Source organism: Staphylococcus sp. 510 (genome assembly GCF_057219715.1).
Window position 1 is genome coordinate 269,519 of record NZ_JBXVVK010000001.1, and the last position, 21,046, is coordinate 290,564.

Here is a 21,046-nt window from a genome sequence, read left to right on the forward strand (position 1 = left end):
TTGTTCTATTTTTCGATTTGATTTTTCTTAACGATTTTAGCTTTTACCTGTCTTTTACGAACTTGTACTAATAACTCTCTACCCATTTCAAATGCGTCTCTATTGATAATAGCTAATGCAATTGATTTATCAGATGAAGGAGATTTTGTTCCTGAAGTTACTTCTCCAATTTGATTACCATCTAAGTCTAGTACTTCATAGCCAGTTCTAGCGATACCTTTATCTAAAAGTTCTAAACCAACCGTTCTTCTAGATGATCCATTTTCCTTTTGGTCTTTTAAAACAGATTTACCAATAAAGTCTTCTTCAATTAATGGTTTTGCAGCAAATGCGATACCACCTTCATATGGTGTAATTGATTCTGTTAAATCTTGACCATGTAAAGGAAGACCTGCTTCTAATCTTAGAGTATCTCTAGCTCCTAGACCACATGGTGTTACGTCATATTCTAGTAATCCTTCCCAGATAGCTACTGTATCATTGGCATCACAATAAATTTCAAAGCCATCTTCGCCAGTGTAACCAGATTGAGAAAGAATAACATTTTTATTGAATAATTGAACATCTTTTTTAAATTCAAACATTCCCATTTCAGAAATATCAATATCTACTAATTTTTGCATTAAGTCTCTAGCTTTAGGACCTTGAAGTGCTAATTGGCCATATTGTTCAGATACATTTTTAACTTCAACATCAAAAGATTTAGCATGTTTTTCAATCCATTTAAAGTCTTTATCAGTATTGGCAGCATTAACCACTAATAAATAGTTATCATCTGCTAGTTTATATGTAACCAAGTCGTCAATAATGCCACCTTCTTCATTACATAATGCAGTATATAGTGCTTTAGAATCTGTTAAATTATTAGTGTCATTGGATAAAATATATTGTACGAAAGATTTAGCATCATTACCTTGAATTTGAATTTCTCCCATATGACTTACATCGAACAATCCAATTTCATATCTAACTGCGTTGTGTTCTTCCTTGATACTTGAGAATTGAACAGGCATTGCCCATCCACCAAATTCTACAATTTTAGCACCACTGTCTACGTAATTTTGATATAATGGCGTCTTTTTTAACTCACTTGTCATTTGAAAACCCCCTATATTTATTTAAAAACAGGATAGCAAAAGCTTGCTACCCTGTTTAAATATTTTTTCCAGGAACGCGTTACAGTATTATCCTTTTGCCTGAGAGTTTCGTAATAAAATTACTTGCACCTTCGGCGATAAAAAGTTATCTTTTTATGCTCTCTAATACTGATCAATCGCTACTTAATAAAGTTGTTATTTCTTGATAAATTTCAGATACATTTTGGTTACTATTCACTTTCATGAATGCGATTTCATTATATCTTGAAATCCTTGATAAATACAAGTTTTTTAGTTGTTCTAGGGACTTATTATTCGCATTAGGGCGATGAGGATCATTCACTATTCTATTAAAGACAATCTCTATATCACAATCTAACCATATGACTTGTTTCTGATTTTTTAATAGATCCAATGAAGCAGAATTTTCAATTATTCCACCGCCAGTAGATATGATATCAAATTGATTGATACATTCACTTAAATATTTAAATTCTAATTTTCTAAAGTAAGATTCTCCTCTTTCCTTAAATATTTGAGGAATAGTTATATTTTCTCTTTTTTCAATATAGTCATCTAAATCTACATAGCTTAGATGTAATTGATTCATCAAATATTGACCTACTGTTGTTTTACCGGTTCCCATGAACCCTATTAGAATGATTGGTATTTCTAGATTTTTCAACAACATCAACCTCTATAAGCTTATTAACGATAACTTCTTTATATATTTTTTCTAAGTTATGTGTTGTCTTTAATTTTAAACTATATTGAGTTATATAAAAAGATATAATTGTTAAATATATAGAAAAAATAATCATCAAGAATGGACTGATAAATGCTTTTTGTTTATAAATATAATGTTTTGAATTGAGAATAATTCGTATTTCCTACCTTCAGAATGATTTTGGTGATATTATTGTTCGTCTTTATAATTTTAACCATACTTACTTGGTTCAGCAATGTAATGTTGCCTTTACCATTTATTTGTTTATATATTTTATTGTTTTTGAAAATATATTCTATATTCTTCTCTTTATTGATTAAGTGTAAGGTATGTCTTTCTTTAATGATGGGGTTAATTGCACCTTCTTTTTGTTCTTTTAAAAAGTCACTATGAAAAAATTCATATTCTATTGAACTATTTTCTAAAGCTATCTGTTTATATTGACCAATCATTTTGATAGTTAATGGTACGGAAGTTAGTAGAATTGTAGTTATCATTAATGAAAAAATCATTTCAATAAATGTAAAACTTGGTAGTTTATTTTTTAATACAATAGTGCTTTTTATTTTGGTTGTTTGTGGTACAAATTTCCTCATTAGATAATTTAATTGTAAAATCATCTATATTAACCCCTTGCTTCAAATGATTTAAATCAAATTTATTTAAGCTTACAATGATTATTTTTTGCATCTCGATATTATCTATCTGATTTTGATAATTAATCAGTAAATGATTAATCATTTCAATAAATGTTAAGGTGATTATGCTCATGATAAAAAATGCAAATAAGCTATCCAGCATTAAACTGCTCTTTAATTTATAATTTGGTATACCTTATTCGTCCTTTCTCAATATGAAATATAACTTTATATATTGAATGTTTCATTTTAATGTCTAGCGAACCAAAATGATTAATATTACCATTTTTATCAAAGGTAATTTGGTTTATTTTTGTAATTTTACGATCTTTCCATCTCTTATTTTTATTTGATATTTATTACCGTGTTCTTCTATAACTTTAATGTTAGAAGACTGATTATAAAATATTAAAGTGATTGATTGTTTTTCGCTAATTGCTTTTGATTTTATATAATTTATTTGAGTGATGAGTTGATTGATATTCATGTCATCATTGCTCTTTGATATCGTTAATAGATTTTTACTACTTATAGTACATACCAATAAAATCGACAAAATAAATAACACCATTAACATTTCTATAAAATTGTACGCTTTAATTTGCAACTGCTTCGTCATTACTTATTGAAATTGTTTCACCTGTTTTACAACTTCTTTGATTCTCTTTAATATATCCTTCTGTAATTAAATCCTGTATAGTATTAGGATTTCTATTATGCTTTAGTGTATAAGCTTCAATTTGGCTATTTATCATTTTAACTTGTGCATCGCAACCGGTTGATTGTATATGAGCCGTTTGTTTGGCAATGTTAGGAATAATTAAAATAAGTAATAAACTTATTATTAATAATACTAATAGCATCTCGATTAAGGTGAAAGCTTTAGTTTTAAGTGAGTAGTCGTTTTTTTTCATTATTTCACACCTCTAATTTATTGATTGCAACATATCGAACATTGGTAGCATGATAGATAAATACAAAGAAACAATAAATATACCTAACATTAGAAATATTATGGGTTGGATGAATTTGATATGTCGCTTTGCCAATATTTCAAATTGATGTACTAGTATTTGACTATACAGTGTTAATTCAATATCAAGTTTTCCACTCTTTTCACCTTGTTCTATGAACTTGATCAAATCATTTTCGTAGCATCTTAATTGCTTTAAAATATTAGGAAGTTTTTCACCTTGATTGGACTGCTTTAAAATTATTTCGCCTAAATATTTGTGGAATTGATTACTATTCGGTTGTTGAAAGATTTCTACGATGAGCTGTAGATTAATTCCATTACGATAAAAATGAGCAAGTTCAGTAGATAATTGATATGTCTTTAAAATTTTATAGTAGCTTTTTATTATAGGTAGATTGCTCATTAAATGAATTTGTTTTATTATTGGCATTTTTCTATAACTAATATGAAAGATGATAAAAATAACTAAAATAAAACAACTGAGAAATAAAATGAAATAAGGAAGTCCTGAAATAAATGAGGAAAGTACTAATTGGAGTGATGATAATTCAATATTCATTGTTTGATAAAGATCTTTGAATTGAGGTATTACTGTAATATTTAAGATTAGTAAGATAAGAAAAAATATAAATATTAATACGACGGGGTAATGAATCGTTTTAATGACACTTTGTTTAACTTGAATTTGCTTTTTTAAAAAAAGGATTGATTCATTTAGTATTGCCTCTAAATTTCCAAATTTTTCAGCAAGATATATTTGAGTAATGATATCATTAGCATAATCTAAATATTGAAATATTTCATAGCAGTGCGCACCATTTTCTATTTTAGCCATAAGTTCCATTTGAGTTTTAGTGCCTTTATATTTAAAATGCAAGTTCAAAAATTTAAAAGATTCGTATAATGTGAATCCATTAGTTAATAATTGATATAATCGTTGCATTAAATCTAACTGTTCGCCTTTAGTTAAACATTTACGCCTTGATTGATTAAATATATTTATCAGCAATTGTTTCACATATAATACCCTCTTTAGTCATATCATCGAGTTTTGAAGATAAACGTTTAAATGATCTAGGCATTGTTTGATTATGTTCAAAAAAGTAATTGATTTGATTTTTAAACATAAGTTCACATACTAATTGGCGTTGTTGACTAGATTTGGTTATTAATCGTTGGTTAGATATTAAATTGATAGCTTGTGATAGTTCTTGAATCGTAATACCCATTTCTAATAATCTCAATAACGCCCCCTTACAATCATTAGCATGTAATGTACTTAATACTAAATGGCCACTCAAGCTAGCTTGAAATACATACTTTGCTATTTCTGCATCTCTGATTTCTCCAATTAAAATGACATCTGGGTCACATCGAAGTATTGCTTTAAATGAACTTGCATAAGTGATACCAGCCTTAGTATTTACTGAGATTTGAGTAATGCCTTTTAAAATTTGTTCTACAGGATCTTCTATAGATATCACATTAAGATTCAGTTCTTTTTGAGCATACATAACCATTTGATACATGAGTGTGCTTTTACCAGAACCAGTAGGTCCTGTAAAAAGTAGTAATCCTTGTTTCTTATTCATTAAATGTTTAAAATCATTAAATTCATATGTTTCCTTTTTATTTTGAAAATATTGAGGAACGATTCTAATTACACAACTTTCACTGCCGATTGATAATGGGAGAGTTGAAATACGTAAGTAATAAACTGACCTTAATTTATAAGTGTAACGCCCACTTTGAGCAATTTGCTGTGTCGACACATCCAATCCTGCTTGGAATTTCATAAAAACGAGTAGTTTACGGTAAACCCCTATATCAAGTGTTTCGTAGGGTGTTAAAGTATCATTCACTCTGAATTTTATATGAACATAATGTTCCATTGGAATAAAATGTACGTCACTTGCTTTATATACTATGGCTTTATTAATTATCTCTTGAAATAATATTTTCAAAAAAACACCTCCTACATTTATTAACGTAAGAGGTGTTAAATTTACTTTAATTTACTTTAGCCATTTAAAAATGGATTCAATTGTTCATCGTCGACTGTAGTATAAGGTCCATGACCTGGGAATAATGGTAAATCACCTTCTAATTCAAATAATTTATCTTTGATAGAATCAACAAGTGTTTCATAATCACCTTTATATAAATCAGTTCTACCAATACCATTATTAAATAAAGTATCACCTACAACTGCAAATTCATCAAATACAAATGATAAACTTCCTGGTGAGTGTCCCGGAGTATGCAATACATTAAATGTAAAATCCCCAATTTGTGCTGGGCCTTCATTAAGGGCTTCAGGTTTAGCTTGACTAATTACTTGTGGCATACCATATTGTTTAAATTTTGATGCACCATTTTTTTCAGGATCATTTAAGAAGTCAAACTCTTCTTTATGCATATATACTGGTACGTTGTATTTGTTTATAATATCGTCTAAAGCACCAATATGATCATAATGTGCATGAGTAAGTATGATTGCTTCTAAAGGTTTATTGATTTGATTTAACTTTTTAACAATTTTATCTGTTTCACTAGATGGATCCACAAGTAATACCTTTTTGTCATTTTCTATAAAGTACGTATTAGTATCTACTAACCCCAAAGTTAAACTAGAGATTCTCATAATTTACTCCCCACCATTATCTAAATGTTTTTGTACAGATTTTAACTTATCATTCATTTTTCTTGATTTATCTCTGCGATCGTCAATTCTGATATTCGTACAAACTCTATCTAAACCTTTATCAAATGGTAATTCATGAATCGCTTGTACTACTTCAAATAAATCTTTTAAATCGCCTTCGATAAGTGTGTTCATAGGTGTTAATTGGTAATCTATTTTGCCTTGTTCTTTATATTCTTTTAATTTTGTTTGAATCTCAGCAATGTACTTACTAACACTTGGTCCCTCAGTACCTACTGGAATGACTACAACGTCAACAATTGCCATTATTTCACATCCTCTTTATCTAAAATGTATGTTTTAATTAAGCCAGCTGCGCCAGTGATACCTGCATCATTTCCTAACTCTGCTTGAACAATTTCAGTATCTTGTTGTGCAGGTGTAAATGTTAAGTTTCTATATTCAGTTTTGATATTTTCTACTAAGATTAAGCCTGCTGTAGACATGCCGCCACCTAAAACAATGTATTTCGGATTACTAGTAACACTTAAAATACTACATAAGTATGCAATATAATTAGCTACTTTTTCAGTAATGAAAATACAGAATTGGTCTCCTTCTTTAGCTGCGTCAAATACTGCTTTAGCTGTTACTTTATTATCTTTAATGAGTTGTAGGATTGATGATTTAAAAGTTAATTTTGGATAATAGAAATTAACTAGATTAACAACGCCTGTAGCTGAGGCAACTGTTTCTATACAACCGGATTTACCACAATTACATTTGAATCGTTGATCAAAGTCAGCTCTGAAGTGTCCTATTTCAGCACCTGAACCATTATGACCATGTACCAACTCTCCATTAGAAATAATTCCGCCACCAAGGCCTGTACCTAATGTGATTGTAACAACATCATCAGCACCTTTACCTGCACCTTTATGCTTTTCACCTAATGCTGCAACGTTAGCGTCGTTATCTACATAAACTGGACAATCTATGAAACTTTGATAAATTTCAGTTACGTTTACGCTATCTTCCCAGTGTAAATTTACCGCACCATTGACAACACCAGTTTCAAAGTCAACTGGGCCAGGGACACCGATTCCCACACCAATCACATTTGACATTTCATAACCTAGTTCAGCTACCTTTTCTTTAAATGATTCATGTATATTTTTTAAAAGTAATTTTCCTGTATGATCAGTTGTATCTGTATGGATTGACCATTTTTCAATACGGTCGAGATTAGTATTAAATATACCTAATTTACAAGTAGTCCCACCAATATCTGCAGCTAAAATAATTTTCGTCATTTATGTTCATTCCTTCTTTGGTTTATTATCATTATACATTTAAGATATTCATCTTTTGTTAATAACTCAAAATGGTATAAAGATTTGATTTCTTGTAACATCATTTCATACATATCTTGTGGATCTTTGAAATAGATGATATATCCATATTTTTTTAATAACTGTAAAACATCATAGAAATTATTAAGTTTACGAGTCACTTTTTTTACTCAACTCTTTTTCTAAATTTTTATATTGAGAATTATTAGGATTAGCTTTTACTGCTTTCTTAATATATTTTATAGCCTTATCATTATCTTTTAATGAACGATTGGCAATTGCCATTTCATAATTTAATATACCGGAATTAGGAAAGTATCTTAATCCGCGTTCCCAGTCTGCCATAGCCTCAGCTTTAGAACTTTTAGTAGCAGTGATTAATCCACTTAAGTAATATGTTTGATCATCTGCATAATCTTTTTTAATAGATTGGTTAACAATTTTTTTGGCTTCATCATAATGTCCCGATAACATTTGATCACGTATTAATTTGTCATAGATATTATCTTCTTTAATACTAAATATTCTAATTTGCATTGCCACAAAAAGAACCAGTAAAGTAATCAATAATATCCAAAATATATTACGGTTTACGTTGAAATAATAGCCAATTAAAGTGATTAGTAGTCCACCAACAAATCCACCTAAGTGAGCCATGACATTAATATTTGACATGAATAATGATAGACCAATCAAAATGACTAAAGCAATTAATAATTGACCAATTACTTTTTTATCAAATGTTTTACTTAAATATAAAATGGCAAAAATCGAACCTATTAGTCCGAAAATTGCGCCACTAGCACCAACAGAAATCGTTGTTGTATTAAAAGACAATGATACGAAATTACCGAAAATGCCAGCAAATAAATAAATAGCTAACATCTTCCAGGATCCTAACACTGATTCTACTATTTTACCAAAAATGTAAAGTGATAACATATTCATCAAAATATGTTCAAAATTATAGTGTAGAAACATTGATGTGACTAATCGATACCATTCACCATGAACTACATTAAAATGTACTAAGCCACCTACATCTAGTAATTTTATATCAGAAAAGCGGTTGAAATAAAGTATCATACATAACCATAAGGCAACATTCGATATAATTAATATATATGTAATGGGTGAAAAACGTTGCATATGTTTATCTAAAATATTGTTTGAGAGTACTTTATTTCTATATGAGACTGACGTTTTTTTAGAATCATTACGCTTAAATAATTTAGTTAAAATAACATTTGGCAATACACGTTCTAAATCTCTATCCTCTTTAATAATCTTAAATTTTAACTTTAAAGGATATGTTTCGTCTAATGAATCTGTTGTTAACGTTTTGTCTGTAAAATAATAAAATTGAAATGATGTAGGTTTATATCCAACAAGCACCTCAATCTGTTCTTGATTTTCAATAATTTTACTTTTATCAAAACGTATTTCTTGTGTTGAGGTAACATAATTTGAAAATATGACTATACTCTTCTTTTTTTTATTACTTAACCATATTTCTTGATCATCTTTTTCTCTACTTATAACATCATAATTTAAATATCTAATCCAGTAATAAATGGTTTTCCAAAATTGCTTTTTTATGTTCATTTTTGCCTCCACTTGTGGCCATTATAAATAATTAACTCATCTACAGGTTGATCGTGTTCATCTGGTTTAAAATCAATTAATTGAAAATCATATAATAAGCTAATTGTATTCGGTTTAAATTTAGAAAGAAAACGATCATAGAAACCGCCCCCGTATCCTATTCTGTATCCATCGCTTTTAAATCCGACACCAGGAACGACAACTAAATCTAATTGATTTGATGTATTAGTATTTGATATAGAATGATAGATACCTTTTTCATCACGTTCTATTTCATTCAAATCTAGTAGTTGTTTAAAAGTCATGATTTTGGATTTGTAGTCTACTTCAGGAACAAATATTTTTTTATGATCTTTCAGTGATTGTTGAATGATTTTATATGTATTCACTTCATGTGGTAAGGATAGTACTATACCAATAGATGTTGCCTCTTGATATGATTGAGATTTTAAAAACTGATTAGCTAACCAATCATCAGCAATATCTTTTTCAGTATTAGAATGTTTTTTCATTGTGGTTAAAATAGACGATCTTATCTCTTTTTTATTCATTTTTCCACCTACTTTTACTATCCCATATTATAACGTTTATGTAATTTTATGTCATTAAGTTGAATCGTATAATAGTAATTACAATTATTATATTGAAACTATTGTTCAAAATTCTGTAGAATGATTGTCAAAATTAAAATCATGTTTAAGAATCGATTTAAAAAATAAAAGACGGAATCTAAATTTAGATTTCCGTCTTTTTGTATTGAATATTTGTTTAGTTAAATAATTTAATTATTTAGTTTCACGGTGTAAAGTTTGTTTATTATCACGTGCACAGTATTTTTTCATTTCAATACGTTCTGGGTTTGTTCTTTTGTTTTTTGTAGAGATGTAGTTTCTTTCACCACATTCTGTACAAGCTAATGTAACGTTAACGCGCATGATTATTCCTCCTTACCTTTTCTAAATACGACCTTTACATTATACCAATTAGTTGATTAAATGCAAAGTAAATTTTAAGAATCAATAGTAATACTTTTGAAATTATTACTAAATAGAATTAAATGTAACGACTATTTTTCTGTACTATCACCATTTTTATCTTTATCTTTAAAGTAATAATTAATGACATCTCTTCCTAAATCTCCACCATTTAACCAAGGTGGCGGTACAGGTTGATTCGTATATACGATTGAGAAAGCCAGTTTTGGATCTTTAATTGGTGCATAACCAACATACGTTGAATTTACTCTTGGTTCTCCATCTTGGAAGACCTCTGCTGTTCCTGTCTTACCTGCTGATGGTACTACGGTATCTTTGAAACTAGCATATCCTGTCCCATCTTTTTCATTAAAGGCCATTTTAAAGCCATCTTGAACTTCATCAATTTCTTTTTGAGAATTATTGACTTTATTTAATACATTTCCTTTAACTTTTCGTTTTACTGGACCTAATTCATCTTTATTTGTTGCATCATGTATAGATAGTCCAATATGAGGCTGAATTCTATAACCATTATTAGCAATAGTTGAAACATATTGTGATAGTTGTAAAGGTGTATACGTATCATACTGACCAATTGATAGGTCTAGGTAATTCCCTGGATTATTTGTTAATGGTTCAATTTGACCATTTGTTTCATTTGGTAAATCGATACCTGTTTTAACACCTAGTCCAACTTGATTTAACCCTTTACGAAGTTTTTGACCTGCCATTGAGATATCACTTGGTAATGGCATACCTGAATAATATGGATCTCCTGCTAATTTCAACGCTGTTTTAAACATATAAACGTTAGATGAATGCATTAACGCTTCTTTATCGTTAATAGTTACACGTCCGTTTTTATTAAAGTAAGAACGTTTTGTTAATCCACCTTGGAATTTTAATGGTTCATCGACCATTTGTTCTCCAACTTTAATAGCATTATTTTGATAACCAGCAAGTAACGTTCCGCCTTTAACAGAGGAACCTACAGCAAATTGTGCTGTGAAGTTTCCGATATCATAATCCGTTAATTTACCATTTTTACTAATTTGTTTGCCTGCCATAGCTAATATATCCCCATTTTTAGGGTCTTGAACAACAATCATTGCATTGTCCATGTCTTTAGCACCTTGACTACGCAATTTTGCAATTTGTTTATCTAAAAGAGACTCAACTTTTTTCTGTAAGTCAATATCAATTGTTAATTGTAAATCATGACCTCTTGAACCTGGATTAATGACTTCAGAATTGATGACTTTACCAGATTTATCTGTTGTATACTTCATTTGTTTCTTTTTACCACGAAGTACATCTTCATATTGATATTCTAGGTATGATTTACCTACTCGGTCATTTCGTGAATAACCTTTAGATAAATATTGCTCAGTTAGTTCTTTTGGTAAACCTTCTGTTGACGTAGAAACATCACCAAATATACCTCTAAGTGTGTCTTTATAAGGATATTTTCTATCCCAATCCATAGATGTATTAACACCTGGTAGTTTAGATAATTGTTGTGACACTGCTGCATATTCTTTTTCTGTAACATCTTCATTTTTAATTATTTGAGGGTCTAAAGTACTACCCGCATTCATTTCACGGTAAATAGCTAATATTTGTAAATCTTTTTTTGATAATTCACTTAATTGCTTTTTACCAATTTTTTTTCGTTGTTGTTCATCATATTGTTCCTGAGAAATGCTGCCATCTTCTAACATAGACTGCTCTTTTTTCATTAAGTCTTTCGCTTTTTGGGGATGTAAAGTAACCCAAAAATCTTTTTTATCTCTATCAGTAATTTTGTCTGTATCCATATTAATTAATGAAGATAACTTTTTAGCGGTTTCGAGCATCTCTTTTTGTGATGTTTTACGCCCTCTTGTATATGTAATAGCCATCTTAGATGCATTGTCTACTAAGACCTTACCATTACGGTCTACAATGCGTCCTCTAGGTACAGATTCATTCACGGTAATATTTTCATCATTTTTAATTAATTGTTTATAATGTGAACCTTGTGCAATCTGTAGATAACCAAGTCTTAATACCATAATTGCAAAAATAAACACAACTAATCCAAAGATAAAATTAATTCTTCGATTCATGGTGTTTCTTACTTTTTCATCATTTGATTTTTCCTTTAATCTTTTAAGCAAAACAACCTACCTCTATTCAAAGTATCTCTTTAAAATGATATATGAAAATCAAAAATTTTTCTATCATTTTGATAAAAAAAGAGTCTGGAAAACTATTAAAGTTCCAGACTCGATAAAATACTGTTAAATTATTTAGCAGCGTTGTATAATTCGTCAACTTTTTCCCAGTTAACAACATTCCAGAAAGCACTGATATAATCTGGACGTTTGTTTTGATATTTAAGGTAATAAGCATGTTCCCAAACATCTAAGCCAAGGATAGGTGTTTTACCTTCAGTTAATGGGTTATCTTGGTTTGGAGTTGTAACGATTTCTAATTGACCATTATTAACAACTAACCAAGCCCAACCTGAGCCAAAGCGAGCTGCAGCTTTGTCAGCGAATTCTTTTTTGAATTCATCTAAAGAACCCCATTGTTCTTTAATTTTATCTACTACTTCACCTTTTTCTTCTGAATTAGGTGTTAATAATTCCCAGAATAATGAGTGGTTTAAGTGACCGCCACCGTTATTTCTAACTGCAGTTTGAATATCTGAAGGTACACTATCTAAGTTAGCTACAATTTCTTCAATTGATTTAGCTTCTAAGTCAGTACCTTCTACTGCTGCGTTTAATTTTGTTACATAAGTGTTGTGGTGTTTATCATGGTGAATCTCCATAGTTTCTTTATCGATGTGTGGTTCTAATGCGTCAAATGCATATGGTAATTTTGGTAATTCAAATGCCATAAATAATCATCCTCCTAAAATGTCTGTAATTTCATCATAACAAGCAGTCACATTTTCGACAATAAATGTGCTTACTTATGTGCTGCTAATTATCTTTACAATTATTATATATCTCAAAATAGCTTTATTTAAACATTAAACCGGAATAAAACATACATATTAATCTATTTCATACTAATGAAGTATACTTTTTGAGAAAATTTGTGTACTTTCACATTAAATAAAAAGATGGAATCACTTAGACTTAACTCTTAAGCCCATTTGTCATTCCATCTTAAAATTAAGATATCATTTATTTAGCTATCTTTTGACATTTTTCACAAATACCATAAACTTCAAGTTTATGTGTATGAATATCGACATTCGGTAAATATTGTTTTACTTGATCAATTGGACAAAAGTCGATGACTTTTGTATCACCACATTTTTCACAGATAAAGTGATGATGGTGATGATTAGTACAAGCAATTCTAAACTTCATTTCGCCATCTAATTCAGTACTTTCAATAATGGCTAAATCTTTAAATAAATGAAGATTTCGATAAATAGTATCAAATGAAATACCTGGATAATCTTTATCCATTACTTGTTGTATATATTTAGCGTTAATGTATTTATCTTCTTTAACAAAAATATTGAGCATATCGTTACGTTTATCTGTATATTTCAAACCGTTTTCTTTTAAAATTTTAATTGCATCACTAGTATTCATATTTACGATCTCCCTTTTGTGACTTTGATTTTAATTTTTGATAAGTCATCGTTATCATTAGCATAATGACTAATAGTACTACAATCACGCCACCAGGCGAAATATTGATATAAAAAGCTACAACAAGTCCTAATATGACTGAAAGTTCACCAATAATAATACTTAGTACAATTAATTGTTTAAATCCTTTAGTCCAACGCATTGCAATTGCTACAGGTAATGTGATTAAAGCACTGACTAATAATATTCCAACTACTCTCATAGACGCAGAAATAACCATTGCAACTATGACAATAAATAAAAACTGGATCCATTTTGGAATACCTATCACTTTACTATATTCTTCATCGAAAGATAAAATAAATAATTCTTTGTAAAATAATGAAATAAATAATAATACTAAAATAGTAATGAAAATGATAGTTGTTAAATCACTTAAGTTTACTGCACTGATAGAGCCAAATAATAAGCCTACAATTTCTTGGTTAAATCCATCAGCCAATGAGATAAAAATAGCACTTAATGCGATACCTGCACTCATAATAATTGGAATTGCGATTTCCTGATAATTTGTATAAGATGTGCGCAATTTTTCAATTAATAATGCACCTATAATAGCAAATAATATACCAAACCACATTGGGTTAATTAAAGTTAATGCAGGTATTACTGTAATCACAAACATGCCAAATGATATTCCACCTAATGTAACATGGCTCAAAGCATCAGCAATTAGTGAAAGCCTTCGTACTACTATAAAAGCACCAATTAAAGGTGCAATAAAACCTATTAAGATACCACTAATTAAGGAGTATCTCATAAAATCAAAATTTAATAATGCATCTATCATGAGTTACACTCCTCAAAATTATTTCTGATTAGATATATAGATAGTAAAACTAATATTAATTACAACATTCTCTATTGTGTTGATGATCAACAAATTGAATCGGATGACCATATATTTTAGAAATTTCAACTTCGTCCAGAGATTTAAAATCTTCTGTTGTACCATGAAAATGCAAATGTTTATTTAAACATGCCACTTCAGTAGCTGTATCAGCAACTACACCAATATCATGAGTGACTAAAATTATAGTGATGCCTTCTTTTTTTAAGCGATCTAGTGTTTCATAAAACTCATTTACGTGTTTAGCATCAATTCCATTAGTAGGTTCATCCAAAACCAACACACTCGGATTAGAAATTAAAGCACGTGCAATGAGAACACGCTGTTGTTGACCACCTGATAGCTCTGCAATATTTTTATGAAATAAATGTGAAATATTCAATCGTTCTAATACATGTTCAACTTGTTTTACATCATTTTGGTTAAAACGTTGGAAGAGTTTTTTTGTTTTAGTTAGTCCACTAAGAACCACTTCTTTAACGCTTGCTGGAAAACCGGCAGTAAATGAAGAAGCCTTTTGTGAAACATAACTAATTTTCAACGAAGATTTATTATTTTTTATTGGATGTCCATCAATAAAGATTTCTCCAGATTGTAAAGGTAATAAACCTAAAATGATTTTTAAAAGAGTGGATTTTCCGGCACCATTTGGGCCTACTATTGCTAAAAACTCGCCTTTATTAATTTTAATATTTATATTTTCAAGTACTTGTTTATGATCAAAATAATAATCAATGTTTTTGAGTTCAAATACTGGTGTTGTCATTTTTTCACCTCATTTTATACTATACATCTTGATATACCTAATGTAAATAGTAATGTTTACGACTAAACTGGCGCTACAGAATAATCTGTAACGCCAGTTTAGATATTTATTGATTTAAAATTTTATCTTTTAAATTTGGATCAAATGTTTGTGATTTTAACATTTCAATTTCATGTTTATATGGAGGCTTTTTATTTTTTTTATCTTCACCAACATATGGTGTTTCTAAAATTTTAGGTATATCTTTAAATGTATCATGATGTACTACATAATTGAGTGTATCAAAGCCGATGTGACCAAATCCGATATTCTCATGTCTATCTTTATGAGCACCCTGTTCGTTTTTACTATCATTGACGTGAACAACTTTTATTCTATCTACACCAATAATTTTGTCAAATTCATTTAATACCCCATCAAAATCTTCTTTAATGTTATAGCCAGCATCATGAGTATGACAAGTATCAAAGCAAATTGATAAACGTTCATTATGTGTTACGCCATCAATAATTTGTGCAATTTCTTCGAATGTACGACCTACTTCTGACCCTTTCCCAGCCATTGTTTCTAATGCAATTCTCACATTATTGTCATTTGTTAATACTTCATTTAATCCATCTATAATTTTTTTAATACCTACATCTGCACCAGCACCCACGTGTGACCCTGGGTGTAAGACGATATCTTTAGCTCCTATAGCTTGGGTACGTTCGATTTCATTTTGTAAAAAGTTAACGCCTAATTCGAAAACTTCTGGTTTAGTGGTATTTGCAATGTTAATAATATAAGGCGCATGAACAACGATATTAGATAATCCATATTTTTCCATTGCTTCATGACCTTTAGTGATATTTAAATCTTCAATGCTTTTTCGTCGTGTATTTTGAGGTGCACCTGTGTAAATCATAAATGTAGATTCACCGAATTTGTGTGCTTCTTCTGCAGATCCTTCTAACATTTTTTTACCACTCATTGATACATGTGATCCAAGTAACATTTACTTCACCTATCCTTTTCTACTCTTTCTATTTTGACGGTTTTGACGTTTACTAAATTGTTTACGTTCTTGTCGCTTCATTCTTTCAACTTCTTGTTTAAATTTCTTTTTATAACCTGGTTTAACTTTGCGTTTTGTTTTACTACGTACTTTATTTTTAACCTCATTTGTTAGATGGTCGTCTTTATGTTGTCTAGTACGTCTAGTATTGTGTGCTTTGATAGGCGTAAGCTCATCGTTCTTAATATCCACATTTTCAAAGACATAACCTCTATCTTCAATTGCAGAAATATTATCCTCTTCATCTGGACTATATAATGTGATTGCAACACCACGATAGTTTCCTCGACCAGTTCGACCTACTCTATGAGTAAAGAAATCGATATCATTTGGTACATCGAAATTGATGACATGACTTACACCCTCAATATCGATACCTCTTGATGCTAAATCACTTGCAATCACAAATTGGAAGTCAAGATTTCTAATACGTTTCATTTGTTGCTTACGTTCACGAGGTGTTAATCCACCATGAATCATACCTACTTTGATACCGGCCTCATTGAGTGTACGTGCTAATTCATCGGCGCTATCTCTACTATTACAGAAAATGATACATAAATAAGGGTTTAATATATCAATTAATTTAAGTGTTTTTTCAACTTTTGCAGTTCCTTTAGTAGGAATTAAATAAAATTCGATATTCTTTTTATTTTGTGATTGGTTATCTACTTCTACAAAATCAGGTTGTTCTAAATATTTATTTAAAAATGGCTGTAAAGATTTAGGAATTGTTGCACTGAATACAGCTATATTTGAATGTTCTTCTAATCGTGATGCGATATAGTCTACATCTTCTATTAATCCTAAATCTATCATTAAATCAGCTTCATCTATGATTAAATATGAGGCTAAATGTGTGTGTAAATGCCCACTTTTAGATAAATCATTGATTCTTGTTGGTGTACCAATGACTAATTGTGGTTGTTGATTGCAACGTTGTCTGTCTTTTTCAATATCTGTACCACCGATAAATAATTTGGCATTGACACCTTCTTTAAAACTACTTAAATGGTTAGCTGCTTGATAAAGTTGTTGCGCTAGTTCTCTTGTAGGTGCAACAACGATTGCTTGAGGTTCATGAATTTCAGTATCAATTTCATTAACTAATGGTAATAAAAATGAATGGGATTTACCTGTACCTGTTTGTGATTGTCCAATGATGTTAGTTCCTTTTAATATTCTAGGAATAATTCTATTTTGAATTTCAGTTGGTTTCTCAAATCTTAAATCTTTTACAGCTTCGATCATACTAGAGTTTAAACTGAAGTGTTCAAATGGATGTTTTGCCATTGTATGGCCTCCTTATAAGTTCATCTTTACTATTATAAAGTAATTGATAGTGTTTTTAAATATAATTCATCTTTGATATCGGATATATTCGTTTAAATTAATGTTTATCAAAAATATAACGATATATTAAATATATGTGAATGGATCTGTGTTAATATCTGACGCTAGTATTTTGATATTACTTTCATTTTCTTCTACTAACCACTCTTCTAGTAATTGTTTTAATCCTTCCTTCATCACATATTCACTATAATGATTGATATCTAATAAGTTGACGCCCGCAATTTTGGCATCAAGTGCATCATGATGTTTAATATCGCCAGTAATAAATATGTCTGCACCTAATTGTGAAGCTTCATATTCAAATCCAATACCAGAACCACCAATCATTGCTACTTTATTAATCGTAGTATTTGAACAACCAACGTATCGGACACTAGGAATTTGTAATTGAGATTTAACATAAGAAACAAAATCATCTATATTCATTGGTTCGTTTAATTCTCCAATAATACCCAAACCATATGAACCTTCTTTTGATAATTCAATAAAATCATAAACTGGGGTTTCATAAGGATGATATTGGTGAATCGCTTTCTCAGTTAATTGTCGTTGTGAATATGAAATCATAAACTCTAATTTCACTTCATCTACGTATTCAACTTCACCGATTTCACCTAAATAAGGATTGGCATCATCTACAGGTTTAAATTGTCCTTGACCTTTACTTTCAAAGAAGCAGTATTCATAATTACCTTCTTTAGCTAATCCAATATCATTAAGTTGTTGTTTAAATGTTTCGACATGGCTTTCGGGGATAAAGGTTTGAACTTTGAAATATTTTTCAGGTTCTTTATTAATCAAGTTAGTATTTTTTAGGCCAATTTTAGTGGCTAACATAGCATTGACACCTCTAGGATTAACGTCTAGATTCGTATGCATTGCTATTAAATTGATATTATTTTGAATTAGTAATCTGATTATTTCACCATAGCCTTGATTAGTAATTGATTGAACACCTTTAAAAATTAATGGGTGGTGACTAATAATAGTATTGATATTTTTATCTATTGCTTGTTCTACGATTTCTAACGTACAATCCAAGGCTGTTAAAATCCCAGTAACTTCTTGTGATTCATCACCTATAAGTAGCCCAACGTTATCCCATGATTCTGCAGTGTTAAAAGGCACATGTTCATCTAACATTGCCATTAATTCGTTAATTTTCATTTTTTAAGCACCTCTTTAATCATTACTATTTCTGCTTCAATCTCTTGATATCGATGTTGATGAATGTCTGGATTAAGTTGTTGTTTTATCTTTTCTAACGCATGTAATTCTCTTTCCCATTTATTATAAAAACATTCATTTTTGTTTTCTAGTAATACTGGGCCAAATTTAAGTTCAAATTCAGTATAATGGCAGCTCTTTGATTGATATTCAGCTACAACTATTTCATAAATATGTCCTTTTTCTTCCATAATGCGTTCATCAATAATTTGATAGTTGATGTCTTGTAATAATGTTCTTAAACTTTGTGTTTGTATATTACTTTGGAGGATAAGTCTAGGTTTTGATTGAAGTTTTTGTTGTCCTTCTTTTAATATTTTAGCTATCAAAGGACCTCCCATGCCACAAATAGTAATATTGTCTAAATGTTCATGGTGATTTATTACCTCTAAACCATCTCCAAGTCGCACATCAATTTGGTTACTTAGTTCATATTCTTGGACATTATTTCTTGCAGCTTCATAAGGACCTTTAATAACTTCACCAGCGATTGCTTGCGATATTAAATTGGTTTGAATAGCGTAGATAGGTAAATAAGCATGATCTGAACCAATATCAGCAAGTGTCCCAGGTTTAATAAATTCTGATACAGTTCGTAATCTATGATTTATCGTAATCATTAAAATGGTCTCCCTTTTTTACAAGTATTTAAAATAATTGATTGTATGTATGATATCACTTATAAATGAAATAAAGGCTGGGACAACCATTATGCCCCAGCCTAAATATATTAATCCATAAAGTCTTTTAGACGTTTACTTCTACTTGGATGTCTTAATTTTCTTAATGCTTTTGCTTCGATTTGACGAATACGTTCTCTAGTTACACCAAATACTTTACCAACTTCTTCTAATGTTCTAGTTCTTCCATCATCAAGTCCAAATCTTAAACGAAGAACGTTTTCTTCACGGTCAGTTAAAGTATCTAAAACATCTTCAAGTTGTTCTTTTAGCAGTTCATAGGCAGCATGATCTGAAGGACTTTGTGCTTCTTGGTCTTCAATGAAGTCACCTAAGTGACTGTCATCTTCTTCGCCTATTGGCGTTTCTAATGAAACAGGTTCTTGTGCAATTTTAAGAATTTCTCTTACCTTTTCAGGAGGTAAATCCATTTCTTCACCAATCTCTTCAGGTGCTGGATCACGTCCTAAATCCTGTAATAACTGACGTTGAACACGGATTAATTTGTTGATTGTTTCAACCATGTGAACTGGTATACGAATTGTACGTGCTTGGTCAGCGATTGCACGTGTGATTGCTTGACGTATCCACCATGTTGCATAAGTAGAAAATTTAAATCCTTTATTGAAATCGAATTTTTCTACGGCTTTAATAAGACCCATGTTACCTTCTTGAATTAAATCAAGGAATAACATTCCTCTTCCGACATATCTTTTAGCGATACTTACAACCAAACGTAAATTGGCCTCTGCTAGTCTTGATTTGGCGATCTCATCACCTTGCTCAATTCTTTTAGCAAGTTCAATTTCTTCTTGGGCACTTAATAAATCCACACGACCAATTTCTTTTAGATACATACGCACAGGGTCGTTAATTTTAACGCCTGGAGGTGCACTTAAATCATTAGGATTTAATTTAGCATCTGTATCTGAATGGTCTTTTTCATTTACTAATGTGATATCATTATCATTTAATTGATCGAAGAAATCATCCATCATGTCAGAATCCATTTCGAAATTCTGTAATTTTTCAGCTATTTCTTCGTGACTTAAGTGACCTTCCTTTTTACCTTTTTCAATTAATTGTTTTTTAACATCTTCCAATGTTAAAGTCGGATCAATTGTTTGCTTTTTAATTTTAACTTTATCAGACATGAAAAGGCCTCCTGGTATTAATATAAACTTTCAATTTATTCATTTTTATTATGTGTGATTATTTCGTTTCAATTGATGACACGTATTATGATTAAAAATTCAATATATCATTTGTTATAAAAATAACGCGTTCATCATAACTTATTGTATAAGATGTGGCCTAATTATTTTTAATTTGAAACCAATCAAATAAGTTTGTATTCTAAACTCCCTGATATTTTAATGGTTAAGTCATATTATGACAATATTCGATATTACATATTTACCCATTGTATGAGTGT

Annotated in this window: 23 protein-coding genes, 1 pseudogene and 1 riboswitch; all 24 genes and pseudogenes read right to left on the reverse strand. The window is 30.0% G+C overall.

The features are described from left to right. Positions 1 to 5 precede the first annotated feature (5 nt). Positions 6 to 1,097 (reverse strand): glycine cleavage system aminomethyltransferase GcvT, encoded by a 1,092-nt coding sequence (gcvT, locus tag AC2D8K_RS01215; protein ID WP_002451895.1) that lies wholly within the window; start codon positions 1,095 to 1,097, stop codon positions 6 to 8. A 77-nt stretch (positions 1,098 to 1,174) separates the two neighbouring features. Then, a riboswitch (glycine riboswitch) is annotated at positions 1,175 to 1,273 on the reverse strand. Next, positions 1,270 to 1,788: a shikimate kinase gene (locus AC2D8K_RS01220; RefSeq protein ID WP_037552472.1), complete on the reverse strand. Its 519-nt coding sequence runs from the start codon at positions 1,786 to 1,788 to the stop codon at positions 1,270 to 1,272. (Overlaps the previous riboswitch by 4 nt.) A 158-nt stretch (positions 1,789 to 1,946) precedes the next feature. Beyond that, on the reverse strand, positions 1,947 to 2,444 hold the full coding sequence (locus AC2D8K_RS01225; RefSeq protein WP_002451893.1) for a competence type IV pilus minor pilin ComGF: 498 nt from the start codon (positions 2,442 to 2,444) through the stop codon (positions 1,947 to 1,949). A gap of 197 nt (positions 2,445 to 2,641) precedes the next feature. Then, positions 2,642 to 3,081, reverse strand: a pseudogene (gene comGD, locus AC2D8K_RS01230) (competence type IV pilus minor pilin ComGD). Next, positions 3,059 to 3,376 (reverse strand): competence type IV pilus major pilin ComGC, encoded by a 318-nt coding sequence (gene comGC, locus AC2D8K_RS01235; RefSeq protein ID WP_484697848.1) that lies wholly within the window; start codon positions 3,374 to 3,376, stop codon positions 3,059 to 3,061. The pseudogene comGD and the gene comGC overlap by 23 nt, the downstream one beginning before the upstream one ends. Before the next feature lie 12 nt (positions 3,377 to 3,388). After that, positions 3,389 to 4,456 carry a competence type IV pilus assembly protein ComGB gene (comGB, locus tag AC2D8K_RS01240; RefSeq protein ID WP_002451890.1) on the reverse strand — a complete coding sequence of 356 codons (1,068 nt, stop codon included), beginning with the start codon at positions 4,454 to 4,456 and terminating at the stop codon, positions 3,389 to 3,391. After that, positions 4,428 to 5,402, reverse strand: a complete 975-nt coding sequence (gene comGA / locus AC2D8K_RS01245; protein ID WP_002451889.1) for a competence type IV pilus ATPase ComGA — start codon at positions 5,400 to 5,402, stop codon at positions 4,428 to 4,430. Before comGA ends, comGB begins: the two co-directional genes overlap by 29 nt. 56 nt (positions 5,403 to 5,458) lie before the next feature. Then, the gene (locus tag AC2D8K_RS01250; protein ID WP_049425182.1) at positions 5,459 to 6,082 is read right to left on the reverse strand and encodes an MBL fold metallo-hydrolase; all 624 of its coding nucleotides are present in this window, start codon (positions 6,080 to 6,082) and stop codon (positions 5,459 to 5,461) included. Between the two features lie 3 nt (positions 6,083 to 6,085). Next, positions 6,086 to 6,409, reverse strand: a complete 324-nt coding sequence (locus AC2D8K_RS01255; RefSeq protein ID WP_002451887.1) for an MTH1187 family thiamine-binding protein — start codon at positions 6,407 to 6,409, stop codon at positions 6,086 to 6,088. After that, positions 6,409 to 7,395, reverse strand: coding sequence for an ROK family glucokinase (locus tag AC2D8K_RS01260; RefSeq protein ID WP_002451886.1), 987 nt, complete (start codon positions 7,393 to 7,395; stop codon positions 6,409 to 6,411). Before AC2D8K_RS01260 ends, AC2D8K_RS01255 begins: the two co-directional genes overlap by 1 nt. Further along, the gene (locus tag AC2D8K_RS01265; protein WP_002451885.1) at positions 7,392 to 7,595 is read right to left on the reverse strand and encodes a YqgQ family protein; all 204 of its coding nucleotides are present in this window, start codon (positions 7,593 to 7,595) and stop codon (positions 7,392 to 7,394) included. Before AC2D8K_RS01265 ends, AC2D8K_RS01260 begins: the two co-directional genes overlap by 4 nt. Next, a complete protein-coding gene (locus AC2D8K_RS01270; RefSeq protein ID WP_002451884.1) occupies positions 7,585 to 9,039 on the reverse strand; it encodes a rhomboid family protein in 1,455 nt (484 codons plus the stop codon). The genes AC2D8K_RS01265 and AC2D8K_RS01270 overlap by 11 nt, the downstream gene beginning before the upstream one ends. Further along, positions 9,036 to 9,590: a 5-formyltetrahydrofolate cyclo-ligase gene (locus tag AC2D8K_RS01275; protein ID WP_002451883.1), complete on the reverse strand. Its 555-nt coding sequence runs from the start codon at positions 9,588 to 9,590 to the stop codon at positions 9,036 to 9,038. The genes AC2D8K_RS01270 and AC2D8K_RS01275 overlap by 4 nt, the downstream gene beginning before the upstream one ends. Positions 9,591 to 9,824: 234 nt before the next feature. Continuing rightward, positions 9,825 to 9,974, reverse strand: coding sequence for a 50S ribosomal protein L33 (rpmG, locus tag AC2D8K_RS01280; RefSeq protein ID WP_002451882.1), 150 nt, complete (start codon positions 9,972 to 9,974; stop codon positions 9,825 to 9,827). 131 nt (positions 9,975 to 10,105) lie between these two features. Continuing rightward, complete coding sequence (locus AC2D8K_RS01285; RefSeq protein ID WP_002451881.1) at positions 10,106 to 12,175, reverse strand: peptidoglycan D,D-transpeptidase FtsI family protein; 2,070 nt, start codon at positions 12,173 to 12,175, stop codon at positions 10,106 to 10,108. Between the two features lie 128 nt (positions 12,176 to 12,303). Beyond that, the gene (locus tag AC2D8K_RS01290) at positions 12,304 to 12,903 is read right to left on the reverse strand and encodes a superoxide dismutase (protein WP_002451880.1); all 600 of its coding nucleotides are present in this window, start codon (positions 12,901 to 12,903) and stop codon (positions 12,304 to 12,306) included. A gap of 292 nt (positions 12,904 to 13,195) precedes the next feature. Next, positions 13,196 to 13,615, reverse strand: a complete 420-nt coding sequence (locus AC2D8K_RS01295; protein WP_002451879.1) for a Fur family transcriptional regulator — start codon at positions 13,613 to 13,615, stop codon at positions 13,196 to 13,198. Then, complete coding sequence (locus AC2D8K_RS01300) at positions 13,605 to 14,465, reverse strand: metal ABC transporter permease (protein ID WP_002451878.1); 861 nt, start codon at positions 14,463 to 14,465, stop codon at positions 13,605 to 13,607. The genes AC2D8K_RS01295 and AC2D8K_RS01300 overlap by 11 nt, the downstream gene beginning before the upstream one ends. Positions 14,466 to 14,520: 55 nt before the next feature. After that, positions 14,521 to 15,291, reverse strand: coding sequence for a metal ABC transporter ATP-binding protein (locus tag AC2D8K_RS01305; protein ID WP_002451877.1), 771 nt, complete (start codon positions 15,289 to 15,291; stop codon positions 14,521 to 14,523). A 106-nt stretch (positions 15,292 to 15,397) separates the two neighbouring features. Beyond that, on the reverse strand, positions 15,398 to 16,288 hold the full coding sequence (locus AC2D8K_RS01310; protein WP_484697855.1) for a deoxyribonuclease IV: 891 nt from the start codon (positions 16,286 to 16,288) through the stop codon (positions 15,398 to 15,400). Positions 16,289 to 16,297: 9 nt separating this feature from the next. After that, the gene (locus AC2D8K_RS01315; protein ID WP_484697857.1) at positions 16,298 to 17,641 is read right to left on the reverse strand and encodes a DEAD/DEAH box helicase; all 1,344 of its coding nucleotides are present in this window, start codon (positions 17,639 to 17,641) and stop codon (positions 16,298 to 16,300) included. Between the two features lie 126 nt (positions 17,642 to 17,767). Further along, complete coding sequence (locus AC2D8K_RS01320) at positions 17,768 to 18,871, reverse strand: Nif3-like dinuclear metal center hexameric protein (RefSeq protein WP_002451874.1); 1,104 nt, start codon at positions 18,869 to 18,871, stop codon at positions 17,768 to 17,770. Further along, positions 18,868 to 19,551, reverse strand: coding sequence for a tRNA (adenine(22)-N(1))-methyltransferase (locus AC2D8K_RS01325; RefSeq protein ID WP_002451873.1), 684 nt, complete (start codon positions 19,549 to 19,551; stop codon positions 18,868 to 18,870). The genes AC2D8K_RS01320 and AC2D8K_RS01325 overlap by 4 nt, the downstream gene beginning before the upstream one ends. Positions 19,552 to 19,661: 110 nt before the next feature. Next, positions 19,662 to 20,765 (reverse strand): RNA polymerase sigma factor RpoD, encoded by a 1,104-nt coding sequence (rpoD, locus tag AC2D8K_RS01330; RefSeq protein ID WP_002451872.1) that lies wholly within the window; start codon positions 20,763 to 20,765, stop codon positions 19,662 to 19,664. Positions 20,766 to 21,046 lie beyond the last annotated feature (281 nt).